19 protein-coding genes and 1 tRNA gene are annotated in these 16,876 nt (G+C 67.8%); 12 read left to right on the top strand and 8 right to left on the bottom strand.

Annotated features, from left to right (window positions below):
- The 8 genes from CY652_RS21055 to minE all read left to right on the top strand — a co-directional run.
- Nucleotides 1–338 (top strand): autotransporter outer membrane beta-barrel domain-containing protein (locus CY652_RS21055; protein WP_146010173.1); only part of this gene is annotated, 338 nt, incomplete at its 5' end.
- A 21-nt stretch (nt 339–359) separates the two neighbouring features.
- Nucleotides 360–1,115, top strand: a complete 756-nt coding sequence (locus CY652_RS24585) for a hypothetical protein (RefSeq protein WP_102132665.1) — start codon at nt 360–362, stop codon at nt 1,113–1,115.
- Nucleotides 1,116–1,184: 69 nt separating this feature from the next.
- Nucleotides 1,185–2,558, top strand: a complete 1,374-nt coding sequence (locus tag CY652_RS21065) for an autotransporter strand-loop-strand O-heptosyltransferase (protein WP_102132666.1) — start codon at nt 1,185–1,187, stop codon at nt 2,556–2,558.
- A gap of 336 nt (nt 2,559–2,894) precedes the next feature.
- The gene (map, locus tag CY652_RS21070) at nt 2,895–3,680 is read left to right on the top strand and encodes a type I methionyl aminopeptidase (RefSeq protein ID WP_102132667.1); all 786 of its coding nucleotides are present in this window, start codon (nt 2,895–2,897) and stop codon (nt 3,678–3,680) included.
- A 102-nt stretch (nt 3,681–3,782) separates the two neighbouring features.
- The gene (locus CY652_RS21075) at nt 3,783–4,310 is read left to right on the top strand and encodes a GNAT family N-acetyltransferase (protein WP_102132668.1); all 528 of its coding nucleotides are present in this window, start codon (nt 3,783–3,785) and stop codon (nt 4,308–4,310) included.
- A gap of 244 nt (nt 4,311–4,554) precedes the next feature.
- Nucleotides 4,555–5,391, top strand: coding sequence for a septum site-determining protein MinC (gene minC, locus CY652_RS21080; protein WP_102132669.1), 837 nt, complete (start codon nt 4,555–4,557; stop codon nt 5,389–5,391).
- A gap of 77 nt (nt 5,392–5,468) precedes the next feature.
- Nucleotides 5,469–6,284, top strand: a complete 816-nt coding sequence (gene minD / locus CY652_RS21085) for a septum site-determining protein MinD (RefSeq protein WP_102132670.1) — start codon at nt 5,469–5,471, stop codon at nt 6,282–6,284.
- Between the two features lie 14 nt (nt 6,285–6,298).
- The gene (gene minE / locus CY652_RS21090) at nt 6,299–6,553 is read left to right on the top strand and encodes a cell division topological specificity factor MinE (protein WP_102132671.1); all 255 of its coding nucleotides are present in this window, start codon (nt 6,299–6,301) and stop codon (nt 6,551–6,553) included.
- A 60-nt stretch (nt 6,554–6,613) separates the two neighbouring features.
- On the opposite strand, the gene CY652_RS21095 is transcribed toward minE, so the two are convergent.
- On the bottom strand, nt 6,614–8,011 hold the full coding sequence (locus CY652_RS21095) for a chloride channel protein (RefSeq protein ID WP_102132672.1): 1,398 nt from the start codon (nt 8,009–8,011) through the stop codon (nt 6,614–6,616).
- A gap of 126 nt (nt 8,012–8,137) precedes the next feature.
- On the opposite strand from CY652_RS21095, the gene waaC reads away from it, so the two are divergent.
- Together waaC and CY652_RS24950 are read left to right on the top strand one after the other, a co-directional pair.
- Nucleotides 8,138–9,127, top strand: a complete 990-nt coding sequence (gene waaC / locus CY652_RS21100) for a lipopolysaccharide heptosyltransferase I (protein ID WP_102132673.1) — start codon at nt 8,138–8,140, stop codon at nt 9,125–9,127.
- A 230-nt stretch (nt 9,128–9,357) separates the two neighbouring features.
- Nucleotides 9,358–9,489: a hypothetical protein gene (locus tag CY652_RS24950; RefSeq protein WP_258002395.1), complete on the top strand. Its 132-nt coding sequence runs from the start codon at nt 9,358–9,360 to the stop codon at nt 9,487–9,489.
- A 37-nt stretch (nt 9,490–9,526) separates the two neighbouring features.
- Here CY652_RS24950 and CY652_RS21105 read toward each other — a convergent pair whose 3' ends face one another.
- The 3 genes from CY652_RS21105 to CY652_RS21115 form a co-directional block, all read right to left on the bottom strand.
- Nucleotides 9,527–10,837 carry an MFS transporter gene (locus CY652_RS21105; protein WP_102132674.1) on the bottom strand — a complete coding sequence of 437 codons (1,311 nt, stop codon included), beginning with the start codon at nt 10,835–10,837 and terminating at the stop codon, nt 9,527–9,529.
- Between the two features lie 452 nt (nt 10,838–11,289).
- A complete protein-coding gene (locus tag CY652_RS21110) occupies nt 11,290–11,727 on the bottom strand; it encodes a TonB family protein (protein ID WP_258002396.1) in 438 nt (145 codons plus the stop codon).
- A gap of 246 nt (nt 11,728–11,973) precedes the next feature.
- Complete coding sequence (locus CY652_RS21115) at nt 11,974–12,186, bottom strand: hypothetical protein (RefSeq protein ID WP_102132676.1); 213 nt, start codon at nt 12,184–12,186, stop codon at nt 11,974–11,976.
- 182 nt (nt 12,187–12,368) lie between these two features.
- Between CY652_RS21115 and CY652_RS21120 the strand changes: the two genes are divergently transcribed.
- Nucleotides 12,369–12,617 (top strand): hypothetical protein, encoded by a 249-nt coding sequence (locus tag CY652_RS21120; protein ID WP_102132677.1) that lies wholly within the window; start codon nt 12,369–12,371, stop codon nt 12,615–12,617.
- 317 nt (nt 12,618–12,934) lie between these two features.
- On the opposite strand, the gene CY652_RS21125 is transcribed toward CY652_RS21120, so the two are convergent.
- The 4 genes from CY652_RS21125 to rph all read right to left on the bottom strand — a co-directional run bounded on the left by CY652_RS21125 (nt 12,935) and on the right by rph (nt 15,672).
- A tRNA-Ser gene (locus CY652_RS21125) sits at nt 12,935–13,024 on the bottom strand.
- Nucleotides 13,025–13,083: 59 nt separating this feature from the next.
- Nucleotides 13,084–14,298, bottom strand: a complete 1,215-nt coding sequence (hemW, locus tag CY652_RS21130) for a radical SAM family heme chaperone HemW (protein ID WP_102132678.1) — start codon at nt 14,296–14,298, stop codon at nt 13,084–13,086.
- Nucleotides 14,295–14,936, bottom strand: a complete 642-nt coding sequence (rdgB, locus tag CY652_RS21135; RefSeq protein WP_102132679.1) for an RdgB/HAM1 family non-canonical purine NTP pyrophosphatase — start codon at nt 14,934–14,936, stop codon at nt 14,295–14,297. Before rdgB ends, hemW begins: the two co-directional genes overlap by 4 nt.
- Nucleotides 14,929–15,672 (bottom strand): ribonuclease PH, encoded by a 744-nt coding sequence (rph, locus tag CY652_RS21140; protein WP_102132680.1) that lies wholly within the window; start codon nt 15,670–15,672, stop codon nt 14,929–14,931. Before rph ends, rdgB begins: the two co-directional genes overlap by 8 nt.
- A gap of 265 nt (nt 15,673–15,937) precedes the next feature.
- Between rph and CY652_RS21145 the strand changes: the two genes are divergently transcribed.
- On the top strand, nt 15,938–16,861 hold the full coding sequence (locus CY652_RS21145) for a YicC/YloC family endoribonuclease (RefSeq protein ID WP_102132681.1): 924 nt from the start codon (nt 15,938–15,940) through the stop codon (nt 16,859–16,861).
- Nucleotides 16,862–16,876 lie beyond the last annotated feature (15 nt).

Genomic DNA, 16,876 nt, shown 5'->3' on the forward strand with positions numbered 1-16,876 from the left:
TGACGGTGGGCACGGACAACGTGCACAGCCTGCAGCCGTACGTGGGGGTGTCGTTCGGCAGGACGTTCGGCCGCGTGCGGCCGGTGACCGTGGGGCTGGACCTGGGGTACGCGCACGAGCTGCTGGGCACCGCGCGCGCCGTGTTGGTCCAGGCCCCGGACGGCACGCCCTTCGGGGCCCCCGGGGTCGCGCTGCCCCACAATCGCGTGAGCGTGGGCCTGCACCTCGAGGACACCCTCACCTCCAACCTCCGGATCGGCATCGGATACGGCGCCACCTTCGGCATCGGCTCGGGCTCCACTCAGGCCGTCAACCTCTCCATGCGATATGTCTACTGAGCGTACTAACAGGGATTTGCAATGAAGACGCAATTGATCGCCGGGCAATACGCCATTCCGATGATCAATCCATTTTCGGATCTGCCCGCGCCGTTCGGCGAGGGACAGTCGTTGCCGCCGGAGCAGCCGGCGGCGGAGGCGCCGCGCCATCTCGTGGTCGTGAGCGAGCCGGCGGTCGAGGCGTCGTTCGAGAGGATCGCACCTGAAGGCGCGCGTCCGCGATCCGTCACGCGCTATCTCGTGCTGTTCGGCCTCGTCTGCGCGAGCCTCGCGGCCGGCATGGCGTTGCGCAGCCTCTACGACGAATCGGGCAGCGTGCTGCTCGCCCGGTGGGGCGGGGCGCATCGGTCTGCCTCCACTGGGGCGTCTGCGTTGCCGGCGCCCGCGAGCCGCGCGGCGCCGGCCGTGCCGCTGCCTGCCGCGCCGCCTCCTGCTCCTCCCGTGCAGGCTCCGTCGCCTGCCGCGCCCGCCGTGTCCACTGTGCCCGCCGTTCGGCACGAAGAGCCGGAGCCGCGGCGCGCGCCGCCGTCGCCTGCGTCGCGTAGAACGGAAGACCCGCAGCGGGCCGGCGCGCATCGTGCCCGCCGGGCCGCGCCCGCCGTCGGGACCGGGCGCGAGCGCGACCTGTCCGTTCGCGAGGTGATCGTTCCGGATGCCGGCGATGCCGCGCCGCAGGATCCGCTCGCGGCGCCGGCGGCATCGGGCGGCGATTCCCGACCGCCGTCGCCGGACGACGACGGCGTATGGCTGCAGCAACGCCGGCTGACCGACGAATGATGTACCGCGTCCAAACCGTTGTACCCTCCATGCGAATTCACGAGACTGGCTGAACAGGTGCGACCCACGATGAAGCAACCCGAAACGACTCCTTCCGGCGAAAAAGCGGGCGCAGGCGCGCCAGTCAAACCCGCGTCGGCCCAGACGCAGAAACCGGCCTATCCGCCGCCTGCACCGGTGCCGGTAGAGGCGGGGCCGCACGGCATCCGCTTCGACTTCAACGACGGCTGCCGGGTCAGTCTGCCGCCCGGCAGTTGGCGCGTCTGCCTGCGCGATCTCGACACCGGCAACGTGCTGTTCGAAACGGAGATCGGCGCGGGCTCGGTGGCGAGCACGAAAAAGTACTACGTGCGTTTCGGCGTCACGGTGTGGGATCTGTCCTTGCCGAAAGGGCGGGACGCCGAACCGATCTTCGATCACGCGCTCGACCTCAAGGACCGGGACGTGCTCGTGCAGTTTCCCGTCGGCACGCTCGGCGATACGGTCGGCTGGCTGCCCTACGCGGTGCAGTTCCAGCGCAAGCACGGTTGCCGGCTCACCTGCGCGATGTCGGGCCTCATCATTCCGCTCTTTCGCGACGCCTACCCGGACATCGAGTTCGTCACGCACGAGGAGATGAAGGTCGAGCGCTACTACGCGACCTACAGCGTCGGCCTCTTTTTCGACGATCACGACGGCGTGCGCCAGCCGAGCGATTTTCGTCTCGTGGGCCTGCATCGCACGGCCGGCTACATTCTCGGCGTCGATCCCGCCGAACATCCGCCGCGCATCGTGATCGAGGACGATTCGCGGCCGATTCCCGAGCCCTACGTCTGCATCGCGACGCAGAGCTCGACGCAGAGCAAGTACTGGAACAACCCGAACGGCTGGCACGAGGTCATCGCGTTTCTCAAGGAGCGCGGCTACCGCGTGATCTGCATCGACCAGAAGCCCGTGCACGGCTCGGGCATCGTCTGGAACCACCTCCCGCACGGGGCCGAAAACGAGACCGGCGACCGGCCGCTCGCCGAGCGGGCGCGCTGGATCAGGCACGCGGACTTTTTCGTCGGCCTCTCGAGCGGGCTGTCGTGGCTGGCCTGGGCCGTGGGCACGCCGGTCGTGATGGTCAGCGGCTTCACGCATCCGAGCAACGAATTCAGCACGCCGTACCGGATCGTCAACTATCACACCTGCAATAGCTGCTGGAACGATCCGCGCCTGCGCTTCGACCACCACGACTTCCTCTGGTGTCCGCGCCACAAGGGCACGTCGCGGCAGTTCGAATGCACGCGGCTCATCCAGGCGAAGCAGGTCATCGATTCGATCCGGACGATTCCGGCATTCGTGCAGCGCGCCGCGGCTTTCGCGACGGCGTCCGCCGCGTCCGCGCCGTCTGCACTGTCTGAGCCGTCCGCGCCGAAGGAATCCGCCGCGCCCTCGGGCCAGCGCCGTTCGCGCGCATAGAGATCGGGCGCAGGCCGGGCCGGCCCGCCTCCCCGGGGCGTCGGTGCGGGGCTGTTTCCGGGGCCGCCTCGTCCCGCGCATTGCGTACCGGAGAACGCTCCGGAGCGGGCAGGCGCGCACCGGAACGCTCTGGCGCGTTCCAGGACACGCCAGGGCTATCCGGCGGCGCTCCCGCTCCGGCCGTGCCGGTCCGGCATTCCGCGCTTCGGGCGCCAGGCCGGCCGTGCGGGTTCGCCGCCTTGCCGCGCCGATCCCTCTGTACAATGGGTTCCATCGACAACCCGGGCCGGGCCGCGCGTCTTCGCGCGCCCGCCGTCCCGAAAGAGCACGTCCCTCATGGCCATTACCTACAAGTCCCCCGCCGACATCGAGCGGCTGCGCGTTTCCGGCCGCCTCGCGGCCGACGTGCTGGCGATGATCGGCGAACACGTGCAGGCGGGCGTTTCCACCGACGATCTCGACGCGATCTGCAACGACTACATCGTCAACACGCTCAAGGCGGTGCCGGCGAACGTCGGCTATCTCGGCTTTCCGAAAACGATTTGCACGTCGGTCAACCAGGTCGTCTGCCACGGCATTCCGAATCGCAAGGAAGTCCTCAGGGACGGCGACATCATCAACATCGACGTGGCCGTCATCAAGGACGGCTACTTCGGCGACACGAGCCGCATGTATTGCGTCGGCACGCCGGGCGCGGCGGGGCGCAGGCTCGTCGACACGACCTACGAGGCGATGGTGGCCGGCATTCGCGCGGTGAAGCCGGGCGCGACGCTCGGCGACGTCGGCCATGCGATCCAGCAGCGCGCGCAGGCCGAGGGCTTTTCGATCGTGCGCGACTACTGCGGCCACGGCATCGGCAAGGTCTATCACGAGGAGCCGCAGGTATTGCATTTCGGCCAGCCGGGACAGGGCCTGCGCCTGAAGACGGGCATGGTGTTCACGATCGAGCCGATGATCAACGCGGGCCGCGCGGGCACGAGCGTGCTCGGCGACGGCTGGACCGTGGTGACGCGGGATCGCTCGCTGTCGGCGCAGTGGGAGCACATGGTGGCCGTGACCGACGACGGCTTCGAACTTCTCACGCCCTGGCCCGACGGCACCGGCGCCTACGAGGCGCCCTGACCTTGTCGTACGGTGCACCGCTTTGTTGCGAAATAAGGATTTGACTCGGGTGTGGGTTAGGGTTAAAGCTAGGCGTTACTGCTTTCAGGGATTTACGACTGCATGAGTCCGTCACTGACCGTCCGCCGGATCGCCGCCGATCAGGGTGCCGTGCTCCTCGAGTTGCGCAATGCCTCGCTGCGAGACGTCCCCCACGCATTCGGCGATCTGCCCGGGGACACGCTGTCGGCCGACACGTCGGTCTGCAATGCCGCTGCGGAGCGCCACGCGGTTTCGCGCGACAGCACGACGTTCATTCTTTACACGGAAGGCTATCCGGCAGGTCTCGTCGGCGCGGCCTTCGAGAGCGCCGCGCCGCGCCGCGCGTTCGTTTTCGCGCTGTGGGTGGCGCCCGCGGTACGGCATCTGCGCGGCGGCGAACTGCTCGTCAACACGGCGGGCAGATGGCTCGCGAACGAGGGCGCGACGCAGATCTACGCATGGGTGCCCGACACCAACGTGACCGCGAAACGTTTTTACGAGCGCCTCGGTTTCGCGCCCGCCGGAGAGCGCATCCGCAGCAGCGACGCCGAGGATCAGTGGGCGACGCTCCTGATGCGCGACGCGCCGCACGCATCGCCCTCCGCGTAATCCTCTCGTCCGCGGCGGAATTTTCCCGGCTATTTTCGATTCTTCCGCGGCTTTTCCCTGTTTCGCCGCGGTTTCCCCGTTGTTTCGCTTTCGGCGGCGATTTCGACGCTCGCGCATCGGCTGGCATGGCGCCTCGTCGCGCGCGCCGCATTTGCGCTTTTCTGCCCGATTGAACGGCATCGCTAAAAATAATGGCCGGGTGCGTCGACGCCTGTAAAATACGCAAAATTTTTCGCCGAACGCCATGTCGCCCAGAAAATCGCCTTATTTCGAGCTGAAGAGCGGTTCAGTCGATACGCTTCTGTTCGTGGTTAAAACGACCGGGCTCGACGCGATGCGCGCCGAGCTGACGAGACGGTTCGAGGCGACGCCCGAATTCTTCGCGAACGACGTGGTCGCGATCGACGTGCGCCGCCTCGGCGAGGACGAACAGGTGCCGCTCGACGACATCGCGCGGCTGCTCGAAAGCGTGCGCATGCGGCCCGTCGGCGTGGTCGCGCATCCCGGGCAGGGCTGGGCGGCGCAGGCCGGTCTGCCGCTCCTCGAGGCGCGCGACCGGCGCGCGGCGAAGCCGGTCGAGGACGAAGCGCCGGCGGCGGTCGTTCCCGTCGTTCCCGTCGAAATCGGCGTGACGCCCGAGTTTCCCGAAATGGCCGAACTGGTCCCTCCGGCCGCTCCGGCCACGGCGTCGGCCGACGTCGAAGCGCCGCCGGCCGACGCCGCCGAACGCGGCACCGCGCCCGTGCCGGCGCTCGTCGTCGACCGGCCGCTGCGCTCGGGCCAGCGCATTTACGCGAAGGGCGACCTCGTCGTGCTCGGGCTCGTCAGCAACGGCGCCGAAGTCATCGCGGAAGGCAACATTCACATCTATGCCCCGTTGCGCGGCCGCGCGCTCGCGGGCGTGCACGGCAATCACGACGCGCGCATTTTCTGCACCTGCCTCGAAGCGGAACTGATTTCGATCGCCGGCATTTACCGCACCACCGAAAACCCGCTGCCGGCCGAGGTGCTGGGCAAGCCGGTGCAGATCCGGCTCGACGGGGACGAGAAGCTGCTGATCGAGCCGCTGCGGCTCACCTGAAGCTTCCGGGCCATCGCGCACGGGGCGGGGTAGACCAGGCTGAAGAATTGACGAACTGACGAATGCAAGGGAACGGAATGGCAAAAATCATTGTGGTGACTTCGGGCAAGGGCGGGGTCGGCAAGACGACCACGAGCGCGAGCTTCGCATCGGGCCTCGCGCTGCGCGGCCACAAGACCGCGGTCATCGATTTCGACGTGGGCCTGCGCAATCTCGACCTCATCATGGGTTGCGAGCGCCGGGTCGTCTACGACCTCATCAACGTGATCCATGGCGAAGCGAACCTGAATCAGGCGCTCATCAAGGACAAGAAGTGCGAGAACCTGTTCATCCTGCCGGCTTCGCAGACGCGCGACAAGGATGCGCTCACGCAGGAAGGCGTCGAGAAGGTCATCAACGGCCTCATCGAGATGGAGTTCGAGTACATCGTCTGCGATTCGCCGGCCGGCATCGAGTCGGGCGCGCTGCTTGCGATGTATTTCGCCGACGAGGCGCTTATCGTGACGAACCCGGAAGTCTCGTCGGTGCGCGACTCGGACCGCATTCTCGGCATTCTCTCGTCGAAGACGAAGCGCGCCGTGGAAGGCAAGGAGCCGATCAAGGAGCATCTGCTCATCACGCGCTACAACCCGAAGCGCGTCAGCGAGGGCGAGATGCTTTCGCTGACCGACATTCAGGAAATCCTGCGCATCGAGCTGATCGGCGTGATTCCCGAATCGGAAGCCGTGCTGCAGGCCTCGAACCAGGGGCTGCCGGCCGTGCATCTGGACGGCACCGACGTGGCCGAGGCCTACAAGGACGTGGTCGTGCGGTTCCTCGGCGAAGAGAAGGCGCTTCGCTTCACCGACTACCAGAAGCCGGGCCTGCTGCAGCGCCTCTTCGGCAACAAGTAAGGGAGTCGCTCGCCATGTCGATTCTTTCGTTTTTGCTGGGCGAGAAGAAGAAGTCCGCGTCGGTGGCCAAGGAGCGCCTGCAGCTCATCATCGCTCACGAGCGGGCGGGCGGCCATCCGCCCGCCGATTATCTGCCGGCGCTGCAGCGCGACCTCGTCGCGGTGATCTCGAAGTACGTGAAGATTTCCGACGACGACATCCGCGTGAGTCTCGAGCGTCAGGACGACCTCGAAGTGCTCGAGGTCAAGATCGAGATTCCGCAGGCCTGAGCCGGGCGGCGGAATCATGGCGCGCCGATTTGCCCCCGGCGCGCCGCGTTGCCTTGCGCGCTACGAATGCGGCGGCGCGCCGTCGGTGCCCGTCGGTTCGGGTTCGGCGCTGCGCAGCGGCTCGGGCACTTCGGGCGTCGGAGCCGGCGCCGGTTGCGGTAGCGGCGCGTGATAGCGCTGCGACAGCGTTTCGTAGAGCGGCGGCGCGAACAGGCGCGACACGCGGCTTGCGATCAGCGAGGTTGCCATCAGCGAGATCACGAGCGCGTGGCCGTTGATCATTTCCATCACGATCACGAACGAGGTGATCGGCGCCTGCGTGACGGCGGCCAGATAGCCGACCATCGCGAGCGCGATCAGCATCGTGAGCTGCAGGCTGCCGAACACCGAGTGCAGGAGGTTGCCGAAGCCGGCGCCGATCGACAGCGACGGCGCGAAAATACCGCCGGGAATGCCGGGCAGATACGAGCCGACCATCGACGCCATCTTGAGGAACGGATACGCGGGCGACAGATGCTCGTGCCCGTCGAGCAGGCCCTGGGCCTCGGCATAGCCGCTGCCGAAGGTCGTGCCGCCCGAGACGAGCCCGATGGCGGCGATGGCGAGCCCGCAGCCGGCCGCGAACGCTACGGGCCGCGTGCCGTGCAACTGGCGCAGCGGGCCTGGAATCCAGCGCGCCGTGTTGAGCAGCAGCCAGCAGAACGCGCCGCCCGCGATGCCCGTGACGATGGCCGTGAGCACGACCGCGACGGCCAGCAGGTCGGGGAAGCGCGAGCCGATCTCGATCGTGCCGAAGTAGGTGTAGTTGCCGTTCAGGCCGAGCGCGATCACGCCCGCGATGATGATGGCGGTGATGACGGTGCCGCTCGCGCGCGCCTCGAAGCTGCGCGTGAGCTCCTCGATGGCGAACACGATGCCGGCCAGCGGCGTGTTGAACGCCGCCGAGAGCCCGGCGGCGGCCCCGGCGAGGACCAGTTGCCGCCGGATCAGCGCGCTCGAACGCGGATAGAGCCGCTGCAGATTGAACATCAGCGCTGCGCCGACCTGGACGGTCGGTCCTTCGCGGCCGATCGTGAAGCCGCCGAGGATGCCGAGGAACGAGACGGCGATCTTGCCGAGCAGGATGCGCAGCGTGAGGAGTTGCGCGCCCGATTCGCCCGGTTTCGCGTGCAGCGAGGCGATGACCTGGGGGATGCCGCTGCCTTCCGCGCCGCGAAAGAACGTGCGCGTGAGCCAGACGGACAGCGCGGCGAACGCGGGCGTGACGAGGAGCGGCAGCCAGACGTGCCGGTGCTGGGCCGCGCGAAACGCGGCGTAGCCCCAGTCGATCAGTCGTGCATAGAACACGGCGACGAGACCGACGGCGATCGCGCCCAGCCAGAACACGCCGTACTGGCGCCAGAGGCGCCGCGCGTGGCGCGCGACGCGCGAGTCGAAACCGGACCGGGCGTGGAGCATGATGGGTTGGGCGACGGGAAAGAAGGCCGATTATAGCGGCGCGATGGGGGTCGTCGGCGGCCGTTCGCGCAGTCCGCTAGAATTCCGCTGCGGAGAGTTCGCAGTCAATACGTAACGTAGATAACGATGAAACGGATTCTGATAGTCAAGGTGACCTCGCTCGGCGACATCGTCGAGGCGCTTCCCGTCGTCGCCGACGTGCAGCGGGCATTTCCCGGCGTCAAGGTGGACTGGGCGGCGGACGAGGCCTTTGCCGACATCGTGCGCTGGAGCACGCGCGTGGACCGCGTGCTGTGCGCGCCGCTGCGGCGCTTCAAGAAAGCGCGCAAATGGAGCGATTTCAGGGCGATCGCCGCTTCCATCGCCGAGCTGCGCGCGCATCGCTACGACGCGGTGATCGACATTCACGGCGTCTACAAGAGCGCGATCATCGCCCGGCTCGCGCGCGCGCGGCGGCGCTTCGGCTATCGGAACAAGGATCTCGGCGAGCTCGGCGCGGCGTTCGCCTATAACGGCCGTTTCGGGCCGCGCCCGCAATGCGACGCCTGGCACGGCATGCGGATCAGCACCTCCGAGGCGCTCGGCTATACCGTCGAGGGTCCGCCGCAGTTCGACCTGCGCGTGCCGCGCGACGCGCAGGCTGCGCGCGAGCCGGACGGCGCGCCGGTCGCGATGCTGTTTCACGCGACTTCGAAGGACGAAAAGAAATGGCCCGTCGCCCACTGGGGCGAGTTGGGTCGCGAGCTCGTCTCGCGCGGTCTGCGTATCGAACTGCCGTGGGGTTCCGCGCATGAGCACGCGACCGCGCTGGAAATCGCCGCGCTCGTGCCCGGCGCCGCCGTGCTGCCGAAGCTGAGCATCGCCGAGCTTGCGCAGCGCATCGAGGATGCCGCGCTCGTCGTCGGCACCGACACCGGCCTCGTCCACCTTTCCCACGCGCTGCTCAGGCCGACCGTGATGATCTTCGTCGCGACGTCCGCCGATCATTGCGGCGTGCATGCGCCGCAGCGCTCCGTTTCCATCGGCAACGGCCGCTACGTGCCGGACGTCGCCCAGGCGATCGACGCCATAAACCAGGTGTATCCGCACCGGCATGCCGCTGCGGCGGCGGCCTAGGCCGACCTCGACTTCGCCGCGTTCGCGCCGCATTACACGTCTGTTAAATCTGTCGCCGCCGGTTGGCCGGAGCGCCGTGCAAGGCCGCGCGCGGCGCAAGGCGTAACGGCGTCCGCACCGCTACTTACAAATTGCAACGCCTCCGGCGAGCCCCGTCGTGTTCAATGGGATCGTGCCTGGCCGCCCTTCGGGCTGCCGCACCCCTGATCCTGATTCGATGGGAGAACGAAGTGAAACGACTGGCGCGCGCGCTGATTGCGGGGATGTTTCTGGCGGCGACCCTCGGCGGATGCATCGTGGTGCCGGCGCCGGGCTACTACCACGACGGCGGCCATTACCGTCACTGGCACGATTACCACTGATGGGCCCCCGCTCATGCGAGGGCCCGGCGGCAGGGCGTCAGGCCAGTTGGACGTCGCGCGTTTCTCGCATGCACAGCACGCCGAACAGGCTGACGAGCGCCGCGATCGACACGTAGGCGCCGACCCAGCTCAGTCCGCCATGCGCGGCCAGCACCTGGGCGATGTACGGCGCGACCGAGGCGCCGAGAATCCCGCCGACGTTGTAGGCGACGCCGGCGCCCGTGTAGCGCACGCTGGTCGGGAACAGCTCCGGCAGCAACGCGCCCATCGGCGCGAACGTGGCGCCCATCAGGAACAGTTCGATGACGAGGAAGAGCAGCACGAGCGGCATCGACCCGCTGCCGAGCAGCGGCGCCATCGCGAAGCCCGACGCGACGGCGAGGAGGCAACCGGCGATCAGCACGGGCTTGCGTCCGTAGCGGTCGCAGGCCCAGGCCGAGAGCGGCGTGGCGAGCCCCATGAAGACGACGGCGACGCAGAGCATGCCGAGGAAGGTCTGACGCGGGAAGTGCAGGGCCGTCACGCCCCAGGAAAGCGAGAACACGGTCGAGATGTAGAACAGCGTGTAGCAGACCACCATCGCGAGCGCGCCGAGCAGCGTCGCTCCGCCGTGTTTCGTCAACAGCGCGACGAGCGGCACGCGCACACGTTCTTCCCGTTCGATCGCCGCCCTGAACGCCGGGGTTTCGGCGATCTTCAGACGCACGTACAGCCCGAGCGCGACGAGCACCGAGCTGACCACGAACGGCACGCGCCAGCCCCACTCGCGGAACTGCTGGTCGGAGAGCGACAGCGCGAGGCCGAAGAACAGGGCGTTCGAGGCGAGAAAGCCGATCGACGGTCCGAGCTGCGGGAACATGCCGAACCAGCCGCGCTTGCCGGCGGGCGCGTATTCGGTGGCGAGCAGCGCGGCGCCGCCCCATTCGCCGCCGAGGCCGATGCCCTGGCCGAAGCGCAGCAGGCACAGCAGGATCGGCGCGAGGCTGCCGATCGAGTCGTAGCCGGGCACGAAGCCGATCAGCGTCGTGGAGAGCCCCATGACGAGCAGCGACGCGACGAGCGTCGACTTGCGGCCGATGCGGTCGCCGAAGTGTCCGAACAGGAACGAGCCGATCGGCCGCGCGACGAACGCGATGCCGAACGTGACGAAGGCGGACAGCGCCTGCGCGGTGGCCGAGCCGTGCGGAAAGAATACCGGGCCGATCACGAGCGCGGCGGCCGTCGCGTACACGTAGAAATCGTAGAACTCGATCGCTGTGCCGATGAAGCTCGCGAAGATCACGCGCGACGTGCGGGTCTGCCGTGCCGTGTCCGACGGGCCCGAGTGCGCGAGAGGGGAGGTAGACATGCGGGTCTCCGTTTGTGCGACGCACGCGGCTCGCGGCACTGTGGCGCGAGCCGCGCGTGCCGCGCCTTTCTCGAGGGGCGGGCACGGCATGATGCGTCTTTGCTTTGTTCAGGGTTCGGAGCCGGGATACCGGAGCGGCCGCGCGATGTTCGCGAGGCCGGGCGAGGGCGCCGGCAACGATTCGACGTATTGCATCGCGCGACGCCGGCTGAGTGCCGCACGGCGTGAGAGGGCGATGCCGGATCGTCGGAGCGCGTCGCACGGATGAGGCGGCGCAGCGGCGATCCCGGCCTGTCGGCGCGCAGCGGATGGGCGGGCGGCGGCAAGCGTGCCGGACAGGGCCGGCGGGCGTTAGCGCGCAATTATAGCGATCGTGCCGTCCGCGCAGCAAGGCGGGGCGGACCTGGGTGAGCCGGCGACCCGCGCAAGCTTGTTGCCGGCGTCGGCAGACGCTAGTCGAAGCTCTGCGCCTGGGGCGAGGCGAGCGTGCGCAACTGGAACTTGCCGTCGTCGTCGAAGAGCCAGTCTTCCATCAGCTCGATCTGGCCGCGGGCGTTGAGAAGTTGCGGAGGCGGCGGTGGCAATGGGCCGGCGCGGCGCAGCGTCGAGAGCGCGGTGTGGTTCGCCTCGTCGTCGCCGTTGGTCCGGTAGACCGACGACGCCACGATTTGCCCGCGGCCGTCGACGGTGAACGCGACCACGACGAGCGAGCGCAGCATGGCCTGCGGATTGCCCGCGAACACGCGGGACGGGCTGCGTTCGACGATGCGCTCGGCGACGGCCAGGCGGTATCGGTCGAGCGCCGCGCGATCGACGGATTCGGGGAAATGGCCGGTCAGCGGGCGGGGCGGCGTGACCGTGCAGGCCGCCACGAGGGCGGCTGCAAGCATGGGCAGGACGCGTGAGGCGCGTCCGGCGCGGGCCGGGAGGCCTCGACGGGAGACGCGTGCGCTGGCGGGCATGGGCCGTGGACCGGGGAGCTGAGGGTATCCCGATCGTAGCGGAAACCGCCGCCGTGCAGGCGGGGAAACGGACGGATCAAACCGGCCGGAGGGCGTGGGCCCGGAACCGGGGGCTTGCCGGCCGCATCTACCGGATACGGCAGGATGCGGGGTTCAAACGATTGCTTCGGCGGCTTACTGAACCGGCAATTGCGCGCACGGGTCGTTCACGGCCATGGAGCAGGCGTACGAGTATTCGCCGCTTTTCACGAACAGCTCCTTGCCCTGTTGCAGGCCGAAGCGCAGGTCGGGCGAGGTTTCGTAGGCAATGAAGGCGGAGCAGAGCGCTGCGGACATGACGACGAACGTAAAGGCGATTTTTTCGAGCAACTGATAACGGTGTGGCATGGCAGTACCTTCCTTGATGTCGGAATGATACCGCAAAACTAGGGTTTTCACCTAGTCAATAATTGTCGAGTCTGGCCCAAGCCTTGCTTGGAAATCGGGCCAAATGGACTCGTTTGCTTATGTTTTGTGAAAGGAAGGCGGGCTAAACTGTCGACCTCCCAACTGAAGGATGTTTATTTCACATGAAGTCTCGTCATTTCGCCGTCGCGGTTCTGGGTAGTGCCCTGTTCGCCATTTCCGGGGCGGCTTCGGCCGCCGGTTGCCTGAAGGGCGCTGTCGTTGGCGGCGTGGCCGGGCACTATGCCGGGCATCATGCCGTCGTGGGCGCCGTCGGCGGCTGCATCGTCGGCCACCATCTCGCGAAGAAGCAGGCGCAGGAACGGGCCACGGCCAAAGCCCAGGCGCAGCAGGCCGCGGTTGCGGCGAATTAGGCGAATCGGTTTTTCGGGTGGACTTTTCCGGTCCGCCTTTCGCTGCGGGCCATGGGGGGGCCTTGGTGTGGCAGCCGGCCATGAGATGCCGTTCGAGTGGAGCGCCAGGGTCCCATCAGGCCGCGTCATATGGCGAACGGCGTCATGAAGCGAGAGCCGGTATCGGCTGCACGTTTCAAGTCTTGCTGGGCGGGGCTGTCTGTTTTGGGTGCCGTGCGAGTCGTGCGAATCGCTCGCGCCGCCGCTACGGAAAATGGCGGCCTTTGTGGCAGGCAGAAATTGAAAACGGGCTAGGAGGCCCGTCCGATATGCCTCTCTGGCGGAGGCGGTGAGATTCGAACTCACGGAAGGGTTGCCCCTTCGCCGGTTTTCAAGACCGGTGCATTCAACCGCTCTGCCACACCTCCGAAGGCGCGCATTGTAACCTGAAACCGTAGCGGGGCCGTGTGCGCGCCGCCTCGCGCGTTCAGCCCCGGTCCTTCAGAAACAGCGCCTGCAGGTCGTTCAGAAAGCGCTGCCCGAGCGGGGTCGGTGCGATTTTTTCGTGCGTGCGCTCGAGCAGGCCGCGTTGTTCGGCTTCTCGCAAGGCGGGCTCGATCGCCGTGATCGAGAGGCCCGTGAGTTCGGCGAAACGGTGCACGGGAAAACCTTCCGCGAGCCGCAGGGCATTCAGCATGAATTCGAACGGCAGGTCGTGCGGCCCGACTTCGTGTTCCTCCTGCACCGGCTTGCCGGCGCGCGCCTCCTCGATATAGGTCGCCGGGTGCCTGTAACGCGCCTGACGCAGGATGCGCTGCGGAAACGACAGCTTCGAGTGCGCGCCCGCGCCGATGCCGAGGTAGTCGCCGAAACGCCAGTAATTGAGGTTGTGCCGGCTTTGCCGGTGCGGCCGGGCGTAGGCGGAGACCTCGTAGCGCTCGTAACCGGCGGCGGCCGTGCGCTCGTGGATCCAGTCCTGCATGTCGGCCGAGGCGTCGTCGTCGGGCAGCGCCGGCGGAAACTTCGCGAACAGCGTGTTCGGCTCGAGCGTCAGGTGGTAAAGCGACAGATGCGGCGGCGCGAACGACAGCGCGGTCTCGACGTCGGCCTGGCATTCGGCGAGCGTCTGCCGCGGCAGCGCGAACATCAGGTCGAGGTTGAAGTTGTCGAAGTTGCGCGCGGCGATCTCGACCGCACGGCGCGCTTCCCCCGCGTCGTGAATGCGGCCGAGCGCCTTCAGGTGCGCATCGTTGAAGCTCTGGATGCCGATCGACAGCCGGTTCACGCCGCTCGCGCGAAATTGCGCGAACTTCTCCGCCTCGAACGTGCCGGGGTTGGCTTCGAGCGTGATTTCGGCGTCGGCGTCGAGCGGCAGCAGCGCGCGCGCGTCCGAAAGCAGCCTGTCGAGCCCGGCTGCCGAGAGCAGGCTCGGCGTGCCGCCGCCGATGAACACGGTGTGCACCTGGCGTCCCCATACGAGCGGCAGCGCGTGCTCGAGGTCCGCGCGCAGCGCGTCGAGATAGTCGTCTTCGGGGAAGCGCTCGCCTTTCCACTCGTGCGAATTGAAATCGCAGTACGGGCATTTGCGCACGCACCACGGAAAATGCACGTACAGCGCGAGCGGCGGCAACGCGGTCAGCCGGATGCCGCCCGGCTTCGTGAAGGTCGCGATGACGCCCGCGCGGCCGGCTGAGGGCCTCATGCGTCCTCCTGCAGCCGCGCGAGCAGATGGCGGAGCGCGAGTGCGCGATGGCTCATCGCGTTCTTGACCGCCGGTTCGAGTTCGGCGGCGGTCCGGTTTTGCCCGGGCACGAGGAAATACGGGTCGTAGCCGAAGCCGTTCGCGCCGCGCGGCGCATCGAGCACGACGCCATGCCAGCGGCCTTCGGCAATCAGCGGTTCGGGATCTTCCGCGTGACGCACGAGCGCCAGCACGCAGTAGTAGTAGGCGCGGCGATCGGCGTGCGCGCGCAATTGCCCGATCAGGCGTGCGTTGTTGGCCGCGTCGCTTTTCTCGCCGCCGGCGAGTTGGGCATAGCGCGCCGAATGGACGCCCGGCGCGCCGCCGAGCGCGCGCACGCACAGGCCCGAGTCGTCGGCGAGCGCGGGCAGGCCGGTCAGCTTCGAGGCATGACGTGCTTTCGCGAGCGCGTTTTCGACGAACGTGGGGTGGGGTTCGTCGGCTTCGGGTACGTTCAGGTCGCCCTGCGGCACGAGTTCGATGCCGGCCGCGCCGAGCAGCGCGGTGAACTCGCGGAGCTTGCCCGCGTTGTTCGACGCGAGCACGACGCGCGCGAGCCCATCTTTTGCCGTGCCGGCGGGCGCTTGCGGATCAGCCATGCGCGATCTCCAGCGCAGCCTTCTGCTTGCCGATCAGGGTTTCTATGCCGCTTTGCGCGAGGTCGAGCAGCGAATTCATTTCGGCGCGCGAGAACGGCGCGCCTTCGGCAGTGCCCTGGACTTCGACGAGACCGCCCGAACCCGTCATCACGACGTTCATGTCGGTGTCGCACCGGGAGTCTTCCGCATAGTCGAGGTCGAGCACGGGCACGCCTTCGTAGATGCCGACCGAGATCGCGGCCACGTAGTCGGTGATCGGCGAGCGTTCGATACGGCCAGCCTCGAGCAGCTTCGAGACCGCGTCGTGGGCGGCGACGAACGCGCCCGTGATGCTCGCCGTGCGCGTGCCGCCGTCGGCCTGGAGCACGTCGCAATCGAGGTTCAGCGTGCGCGGCCCGAGCGCCTCGAGGTCGAACACGGCGCGCAGCGCGCGGCCGATGAGACGCTGGATTTCCTGCGTGCGGCCGGTCTGTTTCCCGCGCGCGGCTTCGCGATCGCTGCGGGTGTGGGTGGCGCGCGGCAGCATGCCGTATTCGGCCGTGAGCCACCCCTGGCCGCGATCGCGCAGAAAATCCGGCACGCGTTCGGAGACGCTCGCCGTGCACAGCACCTTCGTGTCGCCGAATTCGACCAGTACGGATCCTTCGGCATACTTCGTATAGTGGCGGGCGATGCGAACTTCGCGTAGCTGGTCGGCGTTCCGGCGGCTGGGGCGGAGGAGGGAGGAGTCGGTCATGGTCGGGTGCGCGTCCGGCGGTCGGGGAGGGAAACGCTGATTTTACCGTCTGCGCGGCGCGAGGGCGGTCCGTGCTTCGGGTCGCGCCGGGCCGGCCGCCGATTATCGCGAGCCGCGGCGAGGCCGCCCGCCAGGGCGCAGGCTCAAAAATGGGATAATGGATGCTTGTCCGCCCCGCGTTCCGCACACGCCGGGCGCCTCCCTGGTTTTCCCCCCCGCGCATCGCGGCAGCATGCGATGCGCCGGCTTTCCCGCGAGACGAACCATGATTTACAGCATGACCGGCTACGCAAGCGCGACACGCGAGCTTGCGGCGGCATCGGGCACCGGCGGCGTGAGCGTATCCGTCGAGTTACGCACCGTGAATTCGCGTTTTCTCGACCTGAACTTTCGCATGCCCGAGGACGTGAGGGCATGCGAGCCGACGCTGCGCGAAATGCTGATGACCCGGCTGTCGCGCGGCAAGGTCGACATCCGCATCAACCTGCAGCGCAGCGAGCAGACCGCGAACGCGGGCGCGCTGAATCGCGAGGCGCTCTCGCAGCTCGCCACGTTCGAACGCGCGGTGCTCAACGCGTTTCCCGAGGCCGGGCGGCTGGGCGCCGGAGAAATCCTGCGCTGGCCCGGCGTACTGGCCGAAAGCAGCATCGCGCCGGAAACGCTGCGCGACGCGGTGCTCGATTGCGGCAGGCAGGCGCTTGCGGAACTGATCGACGTGCGCGCGAGGGAAGGCGCGCAACTGGCGAACGTGCTGCTCGCCAACGTCGCCGAAATGGAGACGATCGTCGCGAAGATCACGCCGCTCGTGCCGGAGCTGATCGTCAGGCATCAGCAGAAGATCGTCGAGCGGCTCGAGGAAGCGCTCGGCATCGTCGTGCCCGAGGGCAGCGCCGGCGGCGTGTCGCGCGAGGAGATCGCCGAGCGCATTCGCCAGGAGGTGACGATGTACGGCATTCGCATCGACGTCGCCGAGGAGCTGGCGCGCCTCACCGCGCATCTGGGCGAAACGCGCCACGTCATCGAGAAGGGCGGCAAGGTCGGCAAGCGGCTCGACTTCATGATGCAGGAGCTCAATCGCGAGGCGAACACGCTCGGCTCGAAGGCGGCGGCGAGGGAACTCGCGGACGCGTCGATGACGCTCAAGCTGCTCATCGAGCAGATGCGCGAGCAGGTACAGAATCTCGAATGACGCAGCGAGGAGGAC

This window comes from Burkholderia sp. WAC0059, from assembly GCF_002870125.1.
In the GTDB taxonomy this organism is placed as follows: Bacteria; Pseudomonadota; Gammaproteobacteria; order Burkholderiales; family Burkholderiaceae; genus Paraburkholderia.